General features: G+C 71.4%; 18 protein-coding genes. 4 read left to right on the plus strand and 14 right to left on the minus strand.

Annotation, left to right across the window (positions count from 1 at the left end):
* Positions 1-59: 59 nt before the first annotated feature.
* A complete protein-coding gene (locus ABS735_RS33590) occupies positions 60-326 on the minus strand; it encodes a GlsB/YeaQ/YmgE family stress response membrane protein (protein WP_030145422.1) in 267 nt (88 codons plus the stop codon).
* Positions 327-466: 140 nt separating this feature from the next.
* On the opposite strand from ABS735_RS33590, the gene ABS735_RS33595 reads away from it, so the two are divergent.
* Positions 467-1711 (plus strand): APC family permease, encoded by a 1245-nt coding sequence (locus tag ABS735_RS33595; protein ID WP_373901400.1) that lies wholly within the window; start codon positions 467-469, stop codon positions 1709-1711.
* Positions 1712-1779: 68 nt separating this feature from the next.
* Here ABS735_RS33595 and ABS735_RS33600 read toward each other — a convergent pair whose 3' ends face one another.
* From ABS735_RS33600 to ABS735_RS33660, 13 genes are all read right to left on the minus strand, one after another.
* Complete coding sequence (locus ABS735_RS33600) at positions 1780-2373, minus strand: SMI1/KNR4 family protein (RefSeq protein WP_373901399.1); 594 nt, start codon at positions 2371-2373, stop codon at positions 1780-1782.
* 85 nt (positions 2374-2458) lie between these two features.
* The gene (locus tag ABS735_RS33605) at positions 2459-2875 is read right to left on the minus strand and encodes a YccF domain-containing protein (RefSeq protein WP_373901398.1); all 417 of its coding nucleotides are present in this window, start codon (positions 2873-2875) and stop codon (positions 2459-2461) included.
* Entirely contained in the window at positions 2872-3735 is an 864-nt protein-coding gene (htpX, locus tag ABS735_RS33610; protein ID WP_356366366.1) for a zinc metalloprotease HtpX, read from the minus strand. The genes ABS735_RS33605 and htpX overlap by 4 nt, the downstream gene beginning before the upstream one ends.
* A gap of 261 nt (positions 3736-3996) precedes the next feature.
* Entirely contained in the window at positions 3997-5547 is a 1551-nt protein-coding gene (locus ABS735_RS33615) for an NADH-quinone oxidoreductase subunit N (RefSeq protein WP_373901397.1), read from the minus strand.
* Positions 5544-7148: an NADH-quinone oxidoreductase subunit M gene (locus tag ABS735_RS33620; RefSeq protein ID WP_373901396.1), complete on the minus strand. Its 1605-nt coding sequence runs from the start codon at positions 7146-7148 to the stop codon at positions 5544-5546. Before ABS735_RS33620 ends, ABS735_RS33615 begins: the two co-directional genes overlap by 4 nt.
* 6 nt (positions 7149-7154) lie before the next feature.
* Positions 7155-9149, minus strand: coding sequence for an NADH-quinone oxidoreductase subunit 5 family protein (locus tag ABS735_RS33625; protein WP_373901395.1), 1995 nt, complete (start codon positions 9147-9149; stop codon positions 7155-7157).
* Positions 9146-9538: an NADH-quinone oxidoreductase subunit NuoK gene (gene nuoK, locus ABS735_RS33630; RefSeq protein WP_373901393.1), complete on the minus strand. Its 393-nt coding sequence runs from the start codon at positions 9536-9538 to the stop codon at positions 9146-9148. The genes ABS735_RS33625 and nuoK overlap by 4 nt, the downstream gene beginning before the upstream one ends.
* Complete coding sequence (locus ABS735_RS33635) at positions 9538-10254, minus strand: NADH-quinone oxidoreductase subunit J family protein (RefSeq protein ID WP_373901392.1); 717 nt, start codon at positions 10252-10254, stop codon at positions 9538-9540. Before ABS735_RS33635 ends, nuoK begins: the two co-directional genes overlap by 1 nt.
* Positions 10251-10835 carry a NuoI/complex I 23 kDa subunit family protein gene (locus ABS735_RS33640; RefSeq protein WP_373901391.1) on the minus strand — a complete coding sequence of 195 codons (585 nt, stop codon included), beginning with the start codon at positions 10833-10835 and terminating at the stop codon, positions 10251-10253. The genes ABS735_RS33635 and ABS735_RS33640 overlap by 4 nt, the downstream gene beginning before the upstream one ends.
* A gap of 2 nt (positions 10836-10837) precedes the next feature.
* The gene (locus tag ABS735_RS33645) at positions 10838-11806 is read right to left on the minus strand and encodes a complex I subunit 1/NuoH family protein (RefSeq protein ID WP_373901390.1); all 969 of its coding nucleotides are present in this window, start codon (positions 11804-11806) and stop codon (positions 10838-10840) included.
* Positions 11803-13191: an NADH-quinone oxidoreductase subunit C gene (locus tag ABS735_RS33650; RefSeq protein WP_373901389.1), complete on the minus strand. Its 1389-nt coding sequence runs from the start codon at positions 13189-13191 to the stop codon at positions 11803-11805. Before ABS735_RS33650 ends, ABS735_RS33645 begins: the two co-directional genes overlap by 4 nt.
* Positions 13188-13799, minus strand: a complete 612-nt coding sequence (locus ABS735_RS33655; RefSeq protein WP_373901388.1) for an NADH-quinone oxidoreductase subunit B — start codon at positions 13797-13799, stop codon at positions 13188-13190. The genes ABS735_RS33650 and ABS735_RS33655 overlap by 4 nt, the downstream gene beginning before the upstream one ends.
* Entirely contained in the window at positions 13790-14230 is a 441-nt protein-coding gene (locus ABS735_RS33660; RefSeq protein WP_373901387.1) for an NADH-quinone oxidoreductase subunit A, read from the minus strand. Before ABS735_RS33660 ends, ABS735_RS33655 begins: the two co-directional genes overlap by 10 nt.
* 203 nt (positions 14231-14433) lie before the next feature.
* Here ABS735_RS33660 and ABS735_RS33665 point away from each other — a divergent pair, with 203 nt between their 5' ends.
* From ABS735_RS33665 to ABS735_RS33675, 3 genes are all read left to right on the plus strand, one after another.
* Positions 14434-15660, plus strand: coding sequence for a sensor histidine kinase (locus ABS735_RS33665; RefSeq protein ID WP_373901386.1), 1227 nt, complete (start codon positions 14434-14436; stop codon positions 15658-15660).
* 113 nt (positions 15661-15773) lie between these two features.
* The gene (locus ABS735_RS33670) at positions 15774-17141 is read left to right on the plus strand and encodes a sensor histidine kinase (RefSeq protein ID WP_373901385.1); all 1368 of its coding nucleotides are present in this window, start codon (positions 15774-15776) and stop codon (positions 17139-17141) included.
* Positions 17142-17447: 306 nt separating this feature from the next.
* Complete coding sequence (locus ABS735_RS33675) at positions 17448-18107, plus strand: response regulator transcription factor (protein ID WP_007443820.1); 660 nt, start codon at positions 17448-17450, stop codon at positions 18105-18107.
* Positions 18108-18161: the final 54 nt, after the last annotated feature.

Below are 18161 nucleotides of genomic sequence, written 5' to 3' on the forward strand. Positions count from 1 at the left end.
TGACGAGAAGGGGTGGGCACCCGACGGTGCCCACCCCTTCTCGTCCGGTCCGCGCGTGTTCAGTCGCGCGAGTTGCCGAACAGAAGCCGGTAGGCGACCAGGAGCACCAGCGAACCGCCGATCGCCGCGGCCCAGGTCGCGCCGTCGTAGAAGTCCTTGCTGATCGGGTGGTCCAGCCAGCGGGCCGATATCCAGCCGCCGATGAACGCGCCGGCGATGCCGATGAGGGTGGTGCCGATGAGCCCTCCGGGGTCGCGGCCCGGTAGCAGGAACTTGGCGATGGCTCCGGCCAACAGTCCGAGGATGATCCAGCTGATGACGGTCATGCCGTGACCCTGCCCTTCCTTGCTGTGCCCGCACTGTGCCAGTGCTGTGGGGCTCGTTCCTCCGCGGTGTTCATGTCCTCTTGGCGGACAGGACGTTCCGACCGCGCCCGGTGGTTGCGCTGATCAGTATGGTGCGGCCCATGACACCTGCGGATTCGGGGCTGCGTCGCACCCTTGGTCTGGGCGACGCCGTCGTCGTGGGGCTCGGTTCCATGATCGGCGCCGGGGTCTTCGCCGCCCTGGCACCGGCGGCGCGCGCCGCCGGCTCGGGACTGCTCCTCGCCCTCGCCGCGGCAGCCGTCGTCGCCTACTGCAATGCCATGTCCTCTGCCCGGCTGGCCGTCCGGTACCCGGCCTCGGGTGGCACGTACGTCTACGGACGTGAGCGGCTCGGGGAGTTCTGGGGGTTTCTCGCGGGCTGGTCGTTCATCGTCGGGAAGACGGCCTCCTGTGCCGCCATGGCGCTCACCGTGGGCGCGTACGTCTGGCCGGAGCAGGCGCACGTGGTGGCGGTCGCGGCCGTGGTGGTGCTGACCGCGGTGAACTACGGCGGGATCCAGAAATCCGCCTGGCTGACGCGGGTGATCGTGGCGGTGGTCCTTGCCGTCCTCGCTTCTGTGGTGGTGGTGTGTCTGGGGTCGGGGCGGGCCGACTCCGGACGGCTGGACATCGGCCTGTCGGGCGGCCCCGGCGGGCTACTGCAGGCGGCCGGCCTGCTGTTCTTCGCGTTCGCGGGGTACGCGCGCGTAGCGACCCTCGGTGAGGATGTGCGGGACCCGCGGCGGACCGTCGGGCGCGCGATCCCGCTGGCGCTGGGCCTCACGCTGGCCGTGTACGGGTGTGTCGCGGTGGCTGTCCTTTCCGTGCTGGGCCCGGCCGGTCTGGGGCAGGCGACGGCGCCCCTGGCCGACGCGGTACGGGTGGCCGGCCTGCCGGGGCTGGCACCGGTCGTGCGGGTGGGCGCCGCCGTGGCCGCGCTGGGTTCGCTGCTGGCGCTGATCCTGGGCGTTTCACGGACGACGCTGGCCATGGCCCGGGACCGTCATCTGCCCCAGGCACTGGCCGCGGTGCACCCGCGTTTTCAGGTGCCGCACCGGGCGGAGCTGGCCGTGGGCGCGGTGGTCGCGGTCTTGGCGGCGACGGTGGACGTACGTGGGGCGATCGGCTTCTCCTCCTTCGGTGTGCTGGCGTACTACGCCGTGGCCAACGCGTCGGCCTGGACGCTCGGCCCTTCGCGGGTGTCCCGGTTCGTACCGGCGCTGGGACTGATCGGGTGTGTGGTGCTCGCGTTCTCGCTACCGGTGGTGTCGGTCGTGGTGGGTGCGGGGGTGCTGGCGGTGGGTGTGGTGGCGTACGGGGTGCGGAGTCGGCAGGTGCCGCGGTAGGCATACGTCCCCGGGTGACGGGCCGCGCTCCGGCCTCACGCCCGGTGGGAGTGGCTCGGCCGGTTTGCTCAGGACGCCTGTACGGGCGCCGTGACCGTCGTACCGGGCCGTCTCCCGGTGCGTATGGGGAAGCCGGCCCACGGGGTGGGTTCCGGCCCGTCGTTGGCCTCCTCGTACCAGCCCGTGCCGTCGACCCAGGCGCGCAACCAGTCGGTGAGGCTCGGGGCGTCGACGTACCAGGCGTGGTCGGGGTCGCCGGCGTTGGGCTCGAAGAGGAGGACGGTGGCCTGCGGGGATCGGCAGTCGACGCACGCGTACATCGCGCAGCCCCAGTGGGATATCGGCAGGACGCCCTCGGCCCAGGGCCAGTCGGGGTCCTTCGCACCGCTCTCGCGGTTGGCGAGGTACTGGGTGACGGCGGCGGGCTCGCCCGAGGGCGGGCTGTCGAACAGAGGCAACAGCCCGTACGCCGGGCCGAATCCGCCGTCCCCTATGCGCAGGTACAGCTCGGCGAGCAGGGAGGGGAGAGGGAAGCCCAGGGCTGCTTCGGCACGGGCCGGCGTCGCCCCGTCCACGGGGGCGGGCAGCGAAGCCCAGCCCCACGGGCGAGTGTCGCGCGCTTTGGCGGCCACCCGGTCCAGCAACTGCTCGATCTCGGTCATGGATTCATGATGCAAGCCGCCACTGACATCGGGGCGGGCCTGTGGACAACGCGGAAGTTGTGGACAATGAAGGCGACGAGGGCCTTCACCAGCCGGTCCGCTGCGTCGTCCCCGCCGCGGTGAAGGGCTGGTCCGTCCGCACGATCTCGCGTCCCAGCGGAAGCAGTGAGACGGGGATCAGCTTGAAGTTGGCGATGCCGAGCGGGATGCCGATGATCGTGACGCACAGCGCGATGCCGGTGACGATGTGGCCGAGGGCCAGCCACCAGCCCGCGAGGACGAGCCACAGCACGTTACCGATACAGGAGGGTGCCCCGGCGTCGCGGCGCTCGACCGCCGTGTACCCGAAGGGCCACAGGGCGTAGACACCGATACGGAAGGCCGCGATGCCGAAGGGGATTCCGATGACCGTGATGCAGAGCAGCGCGCCCGCGAACAGGTAGCCGAGGAACAGCCAGAAGCCGCTGAGCACGAGCCAAATGACGTTGAGGATGGTCTTCACTGCTGACGACCTGCCATCTTTTCGAGTCGGGCGATTCGCTCCGCCATCGGCGGGTGGGTGGAGAACATCTTCGAGAGTCCCTGCCCCGGGCGGAAGGGGTTGGCGATCATCATGTGGCCGGCGGTCTCGAGCCGGGGCTCCGGGGGGAGCGGCAGCTGCTTGGTGCCGAGTTCCAGTTTGCGCAGGGCGCCGGCCAGGGCGAGCGGGTCGCCGGTCAGCTGGGCGCCGGACGCGTCGGCCTCGTACTCCCGGGAGCGGCTGATCGCCAGTTGGATGACGGTGGCGGCGAGCGGTCCGAGCAGCATGATGAGGAGCATGCCCAGCAGACCGGGTCCGTCGTCGTCGTTGGACCGGCCGACGGGGATCAGCCAGGCGAAGTTGACCAGAAACATGATCACGGAGGCGAGGGCACCGGCAACGGAGGAGATCAGGATGTCCCGGTTGTAGACATGGCTGAGTTCGTGGCCGATGACGCCCCGCAGTTCGCGCTCGTCGAGCAGGCGCATGATGCCCTCGGTGCAGCACACGGCCGCGTTGCGCGGGTTGCGGCCGGTCGCGAAGGCGTTCGGTGCCTCCGTCGGTGAGATGTACAGGCGGGGCATCGGCTGGCGGGCCTGGGTGGAGAGCTCGCGGACCATGCGGTACAGCGCCGGGGCCTCGAACTCGCTGACCGGTCGCGCCCGCATCGCGCGGAGTGCGAGTTTGTCGCTGTTCCAGTACGCGTAGGCGTTGGTGCCCAGGGCGACGAGGACGGCGACGACGAGCCCCGCTCGGCCGAAGAAGCTGCCGATGACGATGATGAGCGCGGACAGTCCCCCGAGGAGTACTGCGGTCCTGAGCCCGTTGTGCCGGCGGTGCACGGTACGCCCTCCAAGTGGTGCAGCAGGGGAACCCTTTGCTTGCTGGTCTCGCTCGCTGTGGTTGCTTCCTGGTCTCCGATGCCACCGGTGGCGTGGTGACACGTCCAGTGGACCCTTCCGTACTGGTCAACGCCAGGCGAGGGCCACCAGTTCCCCGGTGCCCGGCACGGCGCGTGTGGTCCGTACGGGTGACGGCTGCGGCGGGCGGCACGCGCGCGTGGAGGACGGGTGCCGCACGCGTGCGTGCCGTGGCGGCTGCGTTCAGAAGAGCCCGGTGTCGGCGAAGCGCAGGATCAGCTGGGGTGCTCCGGAGAGGGCGACGGCGAGGACCGCGGTCACGGTGATCGCGGCCGTGAGAGGGGCGGGGGCGCGGTGGCCGTCGGTCGCTTCCTTGGGTGCCCGGAACAGCAGTGCCGTCCATTGGAGGTAGTAGAAGAGCGCGATCACGACGTTGACGGCCATGACGACGGCCAGCCAGCCGAGTCCGGCGTCGACGGCCGCGGAGAACACCGTGACCTTGGCGAAGAGGCCGATGATGCCGGGCGGCAGCCCGGCGAGGCAGAGCAGGAAGAAGGCCAGGAGCAGGGCGGCGAGGGGGTTCGACGCGTACAGGCCGCGGTAGTCCGCCACGCGGTTCAGGGCCCTCGTGCGGCCCACGAGCGCGGCCACCGCGAAGGCACCGAGGTTCACCGCGGCGTACATGAGCGCGTAGGCGACGGTGGAGCCGATCGAACGTTCGGGATCGTCGGAGTACGCGGCGGCGGCGATCGGCACCAGGAGGTAGCCGGCCTGACCGACGGACGACCAGGCGAGCAGGCGTACCGCGCTGTACGCGCGCGTGGCCTGCTGCCGGAGGGCTCCGACGTTGCCGACGGTCATCGTGAGCGCGGCCAGTGCGGCGAGGGCGGGGCCCCAGACGTCGGCGTAGGACGGCAGGGCGACGACCGTGACGAGGATGAGGCCGCAGAAGCCGACCGCCTTGCCGATCACGGACAGATAGGCCGCGATCGGCAGGGGCGCGCCCACGTAGGTGTCGGGCACCCAGAAGTGGAACGGCACCGCGGCCGTCTTGAAGGCGAAGCCGACGAGGGTGAGGACGACGCCGGTCTGGGCGAGGGTCGTGAACTGCCCGTCGACGTGCTGGATGCGGTCGGCCACCTGGGTGAGGTAGAGGGTGCCGGTGGTGGCGTACACGAAGCTGATGCCCATGAGGCTGACCGCGGTCGCGGTGACCGAGGACAGGAAGAACTTCAGAGCCGCCTCGGAGGACCTGCGGTCGCCCTGCCGGAGGCCGACGAGGGCGAAGGCGGGCAGGGAGGCGACCTCCAGGGCGACGACGAGCGTCGCGAGGTCGCGGGAGGCGGGCAGGAGCGCGGCGCCGGCCGCGGAGGAGAGCAGCAGGAACCAGAACTCGCCCTCGGGCAGTCCCCGGTCGGCGTCCTTCACCGCGGTGACGGACAGGAGGGCGGTCAGCAGGGCGCCGCCGAGGACCAGGAACTGGATGGCGAGGGTGAAGGTGTCCGCGGTGTAGCTGCAGACGCCGGGCTCGCTGCTCAGGCAGAACGTCGAGCGGTCGTCGTTCACCAGGGGCAGCAGCATGAGGGCGGAGGCGGCGAGCCCGGCGACCGAGATCCAGCCGAGCAGAGCCTTGCGAGTGTCCTTGACGAACAGGTCGGTGACGAGCACGACGAGTCCGACGACCGCCGTGATGGTGGGCGGCGCGATGGCGAGCCAGTCGACGGACTGGACGAGGTTCTGGGCCAGTGACTGCGCCTGGGCCGCCTCGGCGAGGTGCTGGGCCGGGAAGCTCATCGGGTGCCTCCTGAGAGGAGCTGCTGCACGGCCGGGTCGGTCAGCCCGAGGAGGGTTCTGGGCCACAGTCCGGCGACGACGGTGAGGACGACGAGCGGTGCCCAGGCGGCGAACTCGTACGTGCGCACGTCGGCGAACCGCGGCTGCGGGACGTCCTGCGGTACGGCGCCCATACAGACGCGGCGGACCACGATCAGCATGTACGCGGCCGTCAGCAGGGTGCCGAAGGCGGCGATCGCCATGAAGGTGAGGAAGGCGGGGCGGCTGAGGTCGTCGTGCGGGTCGAAGGCGCCGAACAGGGCGAGCATCTCGCCCCAGAATCCGGCCAGGCCCGGCAGGCCCAGCGAGGCGACCGCGGCGAAGGCGAGCAGTCCGCCGAGGCGCGGCGCCTTGCCGTACAGGGCGTGGCCGGACTCCTCGGCGAGGGTGTCGAGGTCGGTGGTTCCGGTGCGGTCCTTGAGCGCGCCGACCACGAAGAAGAGCAGGCCGGTGATCAGGCCGTGGGCGATGTTGGCGAAGAGGGCGCCGTTCACGCCGGTCGGAGTCATCGTCGCGATGCCCAGCAGGACGAAACCCATATGGCCGACGGAGGAGTAGGCGATGAGGCGCTTGAGGTCGCCCTTCGCGCCTCTTCTGGCGAGGGCCAGGCAGGCCAGGGACCCGTAGATGATGCCGACGACGGCGAAGGCGGCGAGGTAGGGCGCGAAGGTGCGGAAGCCCTCCGGCGCCACCGGCAGCAGGATCCGGACGAACCCGTACGTACCCATCTTCAGCAGGACACCGGCCAGCAGGACAGAGCCCACGGTCGGCGCGGCGGTGTGGGCGTCGGGCAGCCAGCTGTGCAGCGGCCACATCGGGGTCTTCACCGCGAGTCCGATCCCGATCGCCAGAACGGCGGTGACCTGCACGGATGTGGTCAGCGACCGGCCGTTGTCAGTGGCGAGTGCCACCATGTCGAATGTGCCCGCCGTGATTCCGATCAGGAGCAGGCCGAGCAGCATGACGACGGAGCCGAGGAGCGTGAAGAGGATGAATTTCCAGGCGGCCCCGGTCCGTCCCTCGCCGCCCCAGCGGGCGATGAGGAAGTACATCGGGATGAGGACCATCTCGAAGGCCAGGAAGAACAGGACCAGATCGAGGACGGCGAAGGTCGCGAGGGTGCCGGACTCCAGGACGAGCAGCAGCGCGACGAATGCCTTCGGGCTCGGGCCCGACGCCCGCGGCGTCAGCCGCTCGTGTCGCGGCTTGAAGTACGAGTAGAGCGCGCAGAGGAAGAACAGCAGCGCGGTCAGGACCAGCAGGGGGAGGGAGATGCCGTCGATGCCGAGGTGGATGCGTACGTCGAGTGCGGGGATCCAGCTGATGTCCGTGCTGGCCTGCATCTTCGACGGATGGTCGTGGTCGAAGCCGAGCACGAGGACGATCGCGGCGACGAGGACCGCGCCGGTGACGGTGACACCGTGCCGGAGCACGGCCTGCTCGGGTGACTTCCCCTTCAGTCCGGGCGGGGCGGGCAGAAGGGCGGCGGCGGCACCGAGGAGCGGGCCGACGACGAGGAACGCGAGAAGGACCTGCATCACGGACTCGTTGATATCGATCACGCCTGCTCACGCTCCCGTGGCGACGAGGACGGCGGCGACCGCGAGGACGACGGTGCCGGCGAGCAGCGCGCTCACATAGGTCTGCACATTGCCGGTCTGGGCACGTCGTACGGCGGCCCCGAGCAAGCGGGGCAGCACGCCCGCCGCGCGTACGTAGGTGTCGACGACCTCACGGTCGAGGAACCGGACGAGGCTCGCTCCGGCCTGGACCGGGCGGACGAAGAGGATCGTGTACACCGCGTCCAGGTGGAAGCCGACGGCCGCGTGCCGGTGCACCGGGCCCAGCAGAAGTCGCCCCGGATCGGACGGGTCGGGCGCGGAGGCGAGGTCTCCGTAGGCGGGCCGGTGGCTGGCGATGGCCTCGGCCTCCACCAGGGCGGCGTCGCCCTCGGGGTGGGCCGCGACCGCGCCCAGCGGGGTGCGGGCCGCGAGGGCCATGGTGTGCCGCCAGGCCGCGTAGGTGACGATGCCGCCCACCAGGGCCACTCCCGTGCCGAGCACGGAGGTGGTGAGGGTCGGGGTGAGGTCGTGGCCGTCGAACCAGTCGGGCAGCAGACGGAAGGTGAGCCCGCCCAGTGCGAGTGAGGGGACGGCGAGCACCCAGAGCACGGCGTTCATGACCACCGGCTGCCTGCCGTGGTCGGGAGCCTCGGCGCCTCGTCCGCGGAAGGCCAGCAGCCACAGTCGGGTCGCGTAGGCGGCGGTGAGCAGGGCCGTGATCAGGCCGGCGACGAGGACGGTCCAGCCCGCGGCGCCTGGTGCGTGCTCGGTGTGGCCGGTGGCGACGTGCTCCGCGGCGCCGAGGACGGACTCCTTGGAGAAGAAGCCGCTGAAGGGCGGGATCGCGGCGAGCGCGAGCAGTGCCACGGTCATCGTCCAGTAGGCGTCCGGGACGCGGTCGCGCAGGCCCCGCATGCGGGACATGGCGGCCAGCGAGTTGGTGCCGGCGGCGTGGATGATCACGCCCGCGGCGAGGAACAGGAGCGCCTTGAAGGCGCCGTGGGACAGGAGGTGGAAGACGGCGGCACCCCGGTCGCCCGTGGCGAGGGCGCCGGTCATGTACCCGAGCTGTCCGATCGTCGAGTAGGCCAGGACGCGTTTGATGTCGTCCTGGGCGAGGGCGGCGAGTGCGGAGCCGAGCATCGTGACGGCGGCCATGACGGCGAGGACGACCATCGCGGCCCGCGAGGCCTCGAAGAGCGGAAGGAGCCGGGCGACGAAGTACACACCGGCGGCGACCATCGTCGCGGCGTGGATCAGCGCGGAGACGGGCGTCGGGCCCGCCATCGCGTCGGGGAGCCAGGTGTGCAGCGGGAACTGCGCCGACTTGCCCGCCACACCGGCCAGGAGCAGCAGGGCGATCAGCGTCGGGTGGTCGAGCGATCCGTTGGCCACCGCACCGAGGATCTTGGTGATGCGGAAGGAGCCGGCCTCGGTCGCCAGCGCCAGCAGGCCGATCAGGAAGGGGACGTCGCCGAGCTTGGTGACCAGGAAGGCCTTGAGGGAGGCCGCGCGCGCCTCCGGGGTCTCCCAGTAGTGGCCGACCAGGAAGTACGAGCAGATGCCCATGACTTCCCAGCCGACCAGCAGCACCATCAGGTCGCCGGAGTAGACGACGAGGAACATGGCGGAGGTGAACAGGGAGACGAGAGCGGCGTACGAGGCGTAGCGGGGGTCGTCGCGCAGATAGCCCGTGGAGTAGATCTGCACGCAGGTGGCGACGGTGCCGACCAGGACGGCGACGAGGGCGGCGAAGCCGTCGATGTGCAGGGCGAGTTCGACGGGGACCGAACCGGTGGGTGTCAGCTCCGTGACGGCGTCGACGGCCCGGTCACCGCCCTGCCGGGCCGCGACGAGGACGGCGAGGACGAGGGCCGCCGGCGTCGGCAGGACGGCGAGGGGACGGACGAACCCGGGCGCCGACCGGCCCAGCAGGAGACCGGCGGCTGCCCCGAGGAAGGGAAGGAGGGGGACGAGTACGGCGAGGGTGGTCGTGGTCACGCGGTGGCCTCAGCCTTCTCGGCGGCCGCCCCGGTCGCGGGGGTGTCGGTGTCGGGGCCGTCCGGCTCGTGGCCCTCGGCGGTGTCGCGGAGCCTGTCGATGTCCGAGGTGCCGCGGTTGCGGTGGACGGCGAGGACGATCGCCAGGCCGATGCCGATCTCGGCGGCGGCGATGGCGATCGTGAACAGTGTCAGGGCCTGGCCGGAGTGCAGGGTCTCTTCCGCGGCCCTGCTGAGCCAGACGTCGAAGGCGACGAGGTTGAGGTTGACGGCATTGAGCATCAGCTCGACCGACATCAGGACCAGGATCGCGTTGCGGCGGGCCAGGACGCCGTAGAGGCCCGTGCAGAAGAGGAGGGCGGACAGGACGGCGGGATAGGCGAGGTGCATCAGCGGACACCGTCCTTGTCCGGACCGTTGGGGGCGGGCGTGTCGGTCCGGGCGGTGGCGGTCCGGGGCGGTTCAGTACGGCGCGAGTCGGTCCACGTCGCGTCGGTCCGGGCAGCGTCGGTCGCGCGTTCCGCCTTGGCCTTGCGGGACAGCACGATGGCGCCGACCAGGGCGGCGAGAAGGAGGACGGAGAGGGCCTCGAAGGGGAGGACCCAGTTCTGGAAGAGGCTCGCTCCGGTGACGGCGGTGGAGCCGGCGGCCGGGCCGTCCAGGTCGATCCAGGTGGTGCGGAAGGCGTCGACGACGACCCACACCAGGGCCGCCGCGGAGGCCACGGCCACGGCGAGAGCGGCCCAGCGGTTGCCGGAGTCGGCGTCCGGGGACCGGCCGATGGGCGCTCTGGTGAGCATCAGTCCGAAAAGGATCAGGACGACGACGGCACCGACATAGATGAGGACCTGGACCCAGGCGATGAACTCGGCGGTGAGCAACAGGTATTCGACGGCCAGGCCGCCGAGGGCCACCACCAGCCAGAGCGCCGCGTGGACGAGCTGACGGGTGGTGACGGTGACGACGGCGGCTCCGAAGGTGACCAGGCCGACGAGGAGGAAGGCGATCTCGACACCGGTCGGGGACAGGAATCCCCGGGATGCGGCGGCGGTGGTCGTGGGGTGCGCGTACGCGGTGAGGTGGCCGACGGTCGCTGCGAGGGTCATGTCCGGTCCTCCTGCCCCGGCTGGTCCGTCTGCTGCTGCGCGGCGAGTTTGTCGGCGGCCTTGCGTGCGGCGGCGACTTCCTTGGGCTCCTCCGCGCCGGGGTCGAGGGCGGGCGGGGCCGGCACGGTCCACATCCACTCGCGCAGCTTGTCGCGCTCGTGGGTGAGGTCGCGGATGTCGGTCTCGGCGTACTCGAACTCCGGGGACCAGAACAGGGCGTCGAAAGGACAGACCTCGATGCAGATACCGCAGTACATGCACAGGGCGAAGTCGATGGCGAAACGGTCGAGGACGTTGCGGCTGCGGTCGCGTCCGCCGGGGGTGGCCGCCGGGACCGTCTCCTTGTGGGAGTCGATGTAGATGCACCAGTCGGGGCACTCGCGGGCGCACAGCATGCAGACCGTGCAGTTCTCCTCGAACAGGCCGATCACACCGCGGCTGCGGGGCGGCAGCTCCGGCTGGGCGTCCGGGTACTGCTCGGTGACGGTCTTCTTCGTCATCGTGCGCAGGGTGACGGCCAGGCCCTTGGCGAGGCCCGAGCCAGGGATGCGGGGCCTGGAGGGTGGGCGGGACGCGGCCATGGTTACTGGATCACCACCTTGACGATGCCGGTGAGGGCGATCTGGGCGAGGGAGAGGGGGACGAGGAGCGTCCACGACAGTCTCTGGAGCTGGTCCTCGCGCAGGCGCGGGTAGGTCACGCGCAGCCAGATCACGACGAAGGCGAGGACGGCCGCCTTCAGCAGGGTCCAGACCCAGCCGAGGCCGTCGGCGCCCCAGGGGCCGTGCCAGCCGCCAAGGAAGAGGACGGTGGTCAGACCGCACAGGACGACGATTCCGGCGTACTCGGCGAGGAGGAACAGGGCGAAGCGCAGGCCGGTGTACTCGGTGTAGGCGCCGAAGATGATCTCAGAATCGGCGACCGGCATGTCGAACGGGGGTCGCTGCAGTTCGGCCAGCCCGGCGACGAAGAAGACGACCGCGCCGACGATCTGCCAGGGCAGCCACCACCACTCGAAGGCGTCGAGGATGCCGACGAGCGAGACGGTGCCGGCCGCCATCGCCACGGAGGCGGCGGTGAGCAGCATCGGGAGTTCGTAGGCGAGGAGCTGGGCGGCGGTACGCAGGCCGCCGAGGAGGGAGAACTTGTTCGCGGAGGACCAGCCGGCCATGAGCGAGCCGAGGACGCCCACGCCCATGACGGCCAGGACGAAGAAGACGCCCGCGTCGACGACCTGACCGACCGCGCCCGCTCCGGGCCCGACGGGGATGGCCAGGAGAACGAGGAGGTAGGGCAGCAGGGCCACGGCCGGGGCGAGCTGGAAGATGCGGCGGTCCGCGTCGGCGGGGACCACGTCCTCCTTCTGCGCGAACTTCACGCCGTCCGCGACGAGCTGGGCCCAGCCGTGGAAGCCGCCCGCGTACATCGGGCCCAGGCGGCCCTGCATGTGTGCCATCACCTTGTGCTCGGTCTGGCCGACGATCAGGGGGAGGGCGAGGAAGACGACGAAGACGATCAGGAGGCGCAGGGTGACGTCGAGCGCGTCGTTCACTGCGGGCCTCCTGGAGAGTTCGGGGGGTTCTCGGGGACATCGGTGTCGCCGGCGGTGTCGGACGCCTCGGAAGCGCCCGGGTCCTCGGGGGTGCCCGGCTCCTCGGGCGTGCCCGGCCCGCTGGGAGCCTCTGACCCGCTGGGAGCCTCTGACCCGCCGGGAGCCTCTGACCCGCCGGGAGCCTCTGCCCCGTCGGGAGTGTCCGGTGACTCCTCGGAAGCTGTCGGCTCCTGGGCCTCGGAGGGCTCGCCGAACGCCGGACGGGCGTGATGCCACGGGGCGTCCGGGCTGCGCGGTGTCGAGGGCGCCGGCTTCGGGGCCGGATCCTCGGCAGGCGAGGAGGCGGTGCCGGTCCCGTCGCCGCCCCGGGGGGCGCTGCCGGAACCCGTGTCGTCCGGCTGCCCGGCGTCCGAGGCTTCCCGCTGGCCGGCCGAGCCCTGCGACGCACTCCGGGTACGCCGGGGGCGGCCGGTACCGGCGGCGTCCCGCTGCCCGGCAGCCGTGTCGGCGGTGGGCCCGTCCGTCGGGCCGGCTGCTCGCTGGGACGCGGATCCCTGGCCCGCACTGCGCGACCGCCGCGGCGCCGGTGCGGCCGTCGGCTCGTCGGCCGGGGAGGTCTGGCCGACCGAGCCCTCGGCGGCCGTACGGGAGCGGCGCGGCGCGGCCGGGGTCTCGGTACCGGGCGCCGACTGGCCGACGGAGCCCTCGGCGGCCGTACGGGCCCGCCGGGCCGGGCGTTCGCCTGCCGCGCGTACCGGGCGCTCCCCCGCCGCACGTCCCGCGCCTCGTGCCGGGCGGGCCGGAGCGGGAGGCAGCTGGCCCTTCAGCGGGCCCCACTCGTTGGGGTCGGGGACACCCGGCGGCAGCATCTGGCGGCGACGGGGACCGCCGTGGTCGGACTCGCCGGGCTCCTTGGCCCCGGGCCAGGCCTTGGCGACGCGTGCGGCGAGGACGAAGTCCTTGCGCAGCGGGTGGCCCTCGAAGCCCTCCGGCAGGAGCAGGTGGTCGAGGGCGGGGTGGTCCTCGAAGGCGACACCGAACATCTCGTGGGTCTCGCGTTCGTGCCAGGCCGCGCCCGCGTACACCCCCACGGCGGTGGGCAGGACCGGGGCCTCGTGCGGGACGGTCGTACGCAGCAGCAGCCGGCGTACCGGCCGCCCCAGTGCGGCGACATGTGCGGCGACGCGGAAACCGGTGCCCGGTTCGTCGACCGCGCTCAGCCAGTCGAAGTACGTGCAGCCCAGCCGGTCACGCGCCGTCTCCAGGGCGGAGATCCAGGACGTGGACGGCACGTCGACGGTCAGGAGGTCGTACGACTCCTCTGCCGTGGCGTCCGTACCGAAGAGTTCCTCGGCGTCGGCGGGCAGCCAGCCGACCGCGGTCATCGCCCCTCCTCCGCGTCGGACGACGGAGCAGGCGGTCGTACCGGGCCGCTCCGCAGCGCGGCCGTCGACGGCCGGGGCGAAGAGCCGTACCGCTCCCCCAGGGACTCCCGTGCGATCTTCTCCTGGAGCTTGAGGATCCCCTGGAGCAGCGCCTCGGGGCGCGGCGGGCAGCCGGGAACGTAGACGTCGACGGGGATGATCTGGTCGACGCCCTTGGTCACGGAGTAGGAGTCCCAGTAGGGGCCGCCGCAGTTGGAACAGGCACCGAAGGAGATGACGTACTTCGGCTCGGGCATCTGCTCGTACAGGCGCTTGACTGCCGGCGCCATCTTGTCGGTCACCGTGCCCGAGACGACCATCAGGTCGGCCTGGCGAGGACCGGGCGCGAACGGGATGACGCCGAGCCGGATGAAGTCGTGTCGGGCCATGGACGCGGCGATGAACTCGATCGCGCAGCAGGCGAGGCCGAAGTTGAAGACCCAGAGCGAGTAGCGGCGGCCCCAGTTCAGGACGACCTTCATCGGCTCCGGGGCGAGGCGCGCGAGCGTGCCCAGCCTCTTGGGCTCGGGCAGCGGCACGGGTGCGGGATCGGAGGGGTTCACGTCCACGACAGGACGCCCTTCTTGTATGCGTACAACAGGCCCACGGCGAGGAATCCGAGGAAGATGAACATCTCCACAAGGGTCGTGGCGCCATAACCAGGGTCGGCGAAGACCGTCGCCCAGGGGAAGAGGAAGATCGAGTCGACGGCGAAGATGACGTAGAGGAAGGCGTAGACGTAGTAGCGGACCTGGGTGTGTGCCCAGCCCTCCCCCACGGGGTCGACGCCGCACTCGTAGGTGAGCAGCTTCTCGGGCGTCGGGACCACGGGTCGCAGCAGACGCCCGGCACCGAAAGCCACGGCGACGAAGAGCACCCCCACGACGGCGAGCAGGCCGACGACCGAGTAGGACCGGAAGTAGTCAGCGGCGAGCCCGACGGTCGCATCGGTGTTGGTCACGGCGCCGGCGGTCGCGTCGCCGACGGTCGGTTCCGGCACGTGCGCCCCTCGCTCCCTGTCGTGGACGTCGTGAACGTCGTGAACGCTGACGTTCGACGATCTGTACGCACGGGAGTCTAGGGCCTGATAAAGAGACGGTAAGCAGCCCGTCGTACGTTGAGACGCGGGGTGGGGTTTTCCTCAGTGCGTCCCGGCGGTCCACCTCATGGCGCGGCGCCGCGCCGCACGGCACGCTGACGTGTATGACCGAACGCGTCTCGACATCGAGCCCCGCCTGGACCACCGGCGTGGCGGCCGGCGACCGCCTGCCGCCGGCCCGTTTCGCCTACGACCGGCACACCTGGAAGGAGATCGCCCACCTGCTGGCGAACTTCCCGGCGGCGCTGCTCGGATTCACCTACGTCGTGACGATGCTGTCCGTGGGCATCGGACTGACGGTCACGGTGATCGGGCTCCCGCTTCTGGCGGCCGGCCTGCTGGGCGCGCGGCAGTTGGGCAAGCTGGAGCGGGCGCGGGCCCGGGCGCTGCTCGGGGTGCGGGTGGACGAGCCGAGCCCGCTGCCGTTGAGGGGTGAGCGCGGCTTCTTCGCACAGTTGTGGATGTCCTTGAAGGACCCGGTGGGCTGGCGCACGGTTTTGTACGACTTCATCCGGTTTCCCTGGGGCGTTCTCACTTTCGTCGTGACGCTGACGTCGTTGTTCGTGCTGTGGCCGGTGCTGCCGTTCATCGCGCGGGGCCTGGCGAACGTCGACCGGGCGATGGTGCGCGGGCTGCTGTCGCCGTCCGACGAGCTGGAGCGGCGGATCGCCGAGCTGGAGTCGGACCGGGGGGTCGTGGTCGACACGGCCGCGGCCGACCTGCGGCGCATCGAGCGCGACCTGCACGACGGGGCACAGGCCCGCCTGGTCAACCTCGCCATGGGTCTCGGCCTGGCCAAGGAGAAGCTCCTGGAGGACCCCGACGCGGCGGCGGCCATGGTCGACGAGGCGCACGGCGAGGTGAAGCTGGCCCTGCAGGAGCTGCGGGACCTGGCCCGCGGCATCCACCCCGCCGTCCTGACCGACCGGGGCCTGGACGCGGCGCTCTCCTCGGTCGCCTCCCGCTGCACCGTGCCGGTCAAGGTGGCCGTCGACCTGACGGAGCGCCCCGCGGCCGCCATCGAGGGCATCGCCTACTTCACCGTCTCGGAGCTGCTCCAGAACGTCAGCAAACACAGCGGGGCGAGGTCGGCGTCCGTGGAGGTGTGGCGGTCGTCAGACCGACTGCTCATACAGGTGGAGGACGACGGCCACGGGGGCGCGCGCCTCGACGGCGGTACGGGGATGAGGGGCCTCGCCGACCGGCTGTCCGCCGTCGACGGACTCTTCGTCGTCGACTCTCCGGAAGGCGGTCCGACGACGGTCACGGCCGAGCTGCCGTGGCGCGACCGCACGGGGGCCGACGCGGCCGGCTCCGCACCCAGGAGGTAGGGAAAACCCCCCTTCGCAGACGCCGACGGGCTCCATTGGCCGTGGCGGTGCGGTCGAGGAGGGTGGAGTTACGACAGCACAGCCGTAGGGCGACGAGGAGAGGGACGGCACCGATGGCCACGGAATACGGACAGAGTTACGGACTCGGGGGCGGGTCCGGCTTCCCCGGGGACACGGGTGCGCGGCGCCACCGGCTGCCGGCGGGGCTGCGGGCACCGTTCGAGGCGCGCAGCTGGCGGGAGTTCGGCTATGTCCTGGTGGGTCTGCCGGTCGGCATCCTGCTCTTCACCTACGCCGTCACGATGGTGTCGCTGGGGGCGGGCCTGCTCGTGACGTTCCTGGGTGTGCCGGTGCTGGCGGCCGCGCTCGCCGGGTGCCGGGGCTTCGGGGCGATGGAGCGGGCGCGGGCCCGCGCCCTGCTGGGACTGCGGGTGTCCGACCCCGAACCGCTGCGGCTGAGGAAGCGGGGCGCGATGGGCTGGATGGGGGCCGTGCTCAAGAGCGGCGCTTCCTGGCGGAGCCTGCTGTACGCGCTGCTGCAGTTCCCGTGGTCGGTGTTCTCGTTCGTCGTCGCCTTGAACGTCTGGGCGTTCGGGTGGGCGATGCTGACGTACCCGCTGTGGTTCTGGGTGTTCCCCATGTACGCTGGCCAGGACGGGCTCCAGCTGTACGGCGACGAGACGCACCGGATCTACCTGGACAACCCCTTCGAGATCACCGTTACGGCGCTGATCGGGCTGCTGTTCACCCTGGCGACGCCGTGGCTGGTGCGGGCGCTGACGACGGTGGACCGGGTCATGGTCCACGGGCTGCTCGGGCCGTCGCGACTGGCGACGCGGGTCGTGGAGCTGGAGTCGGACCGGGGGGTCGTGGTCGACACGGCCGCGGCCGACCTGCGGCGCATCGAGCGCGACCTGCACGACGGGGCACAGGCCCGGCTGGTCAACCTCGCCATGGATCTGGGACTGGCCAAGGAGAAGCTGAAGGAGGACCCGCGGGCCGCGGCCGTCATGGTGGACGAGGCGCACGGCGAGGTGAAGACGGCACTCCAGGAACTGCGGGATCTGGCTCGGGGCATCCACCCCGCGGTCCTGACCGACCGCGGTCTGGACGCGGCGCTGTCGGCGGTCGCCTCGCGCTGCACCGTGCCGGTGCGGGTGGAGGTCGACCTGGCGGAGCGGCCGGCGTCGGCGATCGAGGGCATCGCCTACTTCACGGTCTCGGAGCTGCTCCAGAACATCAGCAAGCACGCGCGGGCCACGTCGGCCGCGGTGGAGGTGTGGCGGGTGGAGAACCGGCTGATGCTCCAGGTCGTGGACAACGGCGTGGGCGGCGCGAACGCGTCGGCCGGTTCCGGTCTGGCCGGTCTCGCGGAGCGGCTCGACGCGGTGGACGGGATTCTCGTGGTGGACTCGCCGGCCGGCGGGCCGACGCGGATCACGGCGGAGCTGCCGTGGCGGAACGAGCCGGTCACCGACTGATCCGCACTGCGCACTGCGCCCGCCCAGCGCTCGTCCCGGGCCGGGCGCAGGTACCGCCGACCGGTCCACCCGGCCCCCTCCCCCAGGCCACCGGGGCTGGGGCGGCGTGATCGGGAACCGGCCATCGAGCGGCCGAACCCGGACCGGCCCTCAGGACTTCCCGATCCCTTTTCCGTTGCCTGAAGGCGTCCGGCCTCGGATGCTGGAATGCTGGACCTGTCGCACGGACGGTTCGTGGACGCGGCGCGGGCCGCGCGGACCGTGAGGTGCACGGGCTGTGGGGGGCCGAAGATCGTGGAGGACAGGGTGCGGGTGGTCATCGCCGAGGATTCAGTGCTGCTCCGAGAGGGGCTGACCCGGTTGCTGACCGACCGCGGGCACGAGGTCGTGGCCGGTGTCGGCGACGGTGAGGCACTGATCAAGACCATCACCGAGCTGGACGCGCAGGGCGAGCTGCCGGACGTCGTGGTGGCGGACGTACGGATGCCGCCGACGCACACCGACGAAGGGGTGCGGGCCTCGGTGCGGCTGCGCAAGGCACATCCCGGTCTCGGCGTGCTGGTGCTGTCCCAGTACGTGGAGGAGCGGTACGCGACGGAGCTGCTGGCCGGTTCCAGTCGGGGCGTCGGCTATCTGCTCAAGGACCGGGTGGCCGAGGTGCGGGAGTTCGTGGACGCGGTGGTGCGCGTGGCGCAGGGCGGTACGGCGCTGGACCCGGAAGTGGTCGCGCAGCTGCTCGGGCGCAGCCGCAAGCAGGACGTGCTGGCGGGGCTGACCCCGCGGGAGCGGGAGGTGCTGGGGCTCATGGCCGAGGGCCGGACCAATTCGGCGATCGCCCGGCAGCTCGTCGTGAGCGACGGGGCCGTCGAGAAGCACGTCAGCAACATCTTCATGAAGCTCGGCCTGTCCCCCAGCGACGGTGATCACCGCAGGGTGCTCGCCGTCCTCACGTATCTCAATTCCTGACATCAGCGGCCCACGCCTCGGAAGCACCGGCCCGGCCCGGTGACGCGGACGCTC

Source organism: Streptomyces sp. MMCC 100 (genome assembly GCF_041538145.2).
Lineage (GTDB): Bacteria > Actinomycetota > Actinomycetes > Streptomycetales > Streptomycetaceae > Streptomyces.

Excerpts from the sequence above, each read along its gene's own strand:
- ABS735_RS33665 (WP_373901386.1), top strand. The coding sequence starts at position 14,434 with ATGACCGAACGCGTCTCGACATCGAGCCCCGCCTGGACCACCGGCGTG.
- ABS735_RS33640 (WP_373901391.1), bottom strand. The coding sequence starts at position 10,835 with ATGGCCGCGTCCCGCCCACCCTCCAGGCCCCGCATCCCTGGCTCGGGC.
- ABS735_RS33615 (WP_373901397.1), bottom strand. The coding sequence starts at position 5,547 with ATGAGCTTCCCGGCCCAGCACCTCGCCGAGGCGGCCCAGGCGCAGTCA.
- ABS735_RS33650 (WP_373901389.1), bottom strand. The coding sequence starts at position 13,191 with ATGACCGCGGTCGGCTGGCTGCCCGCCGACGCCGAGGAACTCTTCGGT.
- ABS735_RS33590 (WP_030145422.1), bottom strand. The coding sequence starts at position 326 with ATGACCGTCATCAGCTGGATCATCCTCGGACTGTTGGCCGGAGCCATC.
- nuoK (WP_373901393.1), bottom strand. The coding sequence starts at position 9,538 with ATGCACCTCGCCTATCCCGCCGTCCTGTCCGCCCTCCTCTTCTGCACG.
- ABS735_RS33600 (WP_373901399.1), bottom strand. The coding sequence starts at position 2,373 with ATGACCGAGATCGAGCAGTTGCTGGACCGGGTGGCCGCCAAAGCGCGC.
- ABS735_RS33670 (WP_373901385.1), top strand. The coding sequence starts at position 15,774 with ATGGCCACGGAATACGGACAGAGTTACGGACTCGGGGGCGGGTCCGGC.
- ABS735_RS33595 (WP_373901400.1), top strand. The coding sequence starts at position 467 with ATGACACCTGCGGATTCGGGGCTGCGTCGCACCCTTGGTCTGGGCGAC.
- ABS735_RS33635 (WP_373901392.1), bottom strand. The coding sequence starts at position 10,254 with ATGACCCTCGCAGCGACCGTCGGCCACCTCACCGCGTACGCGCACCCC.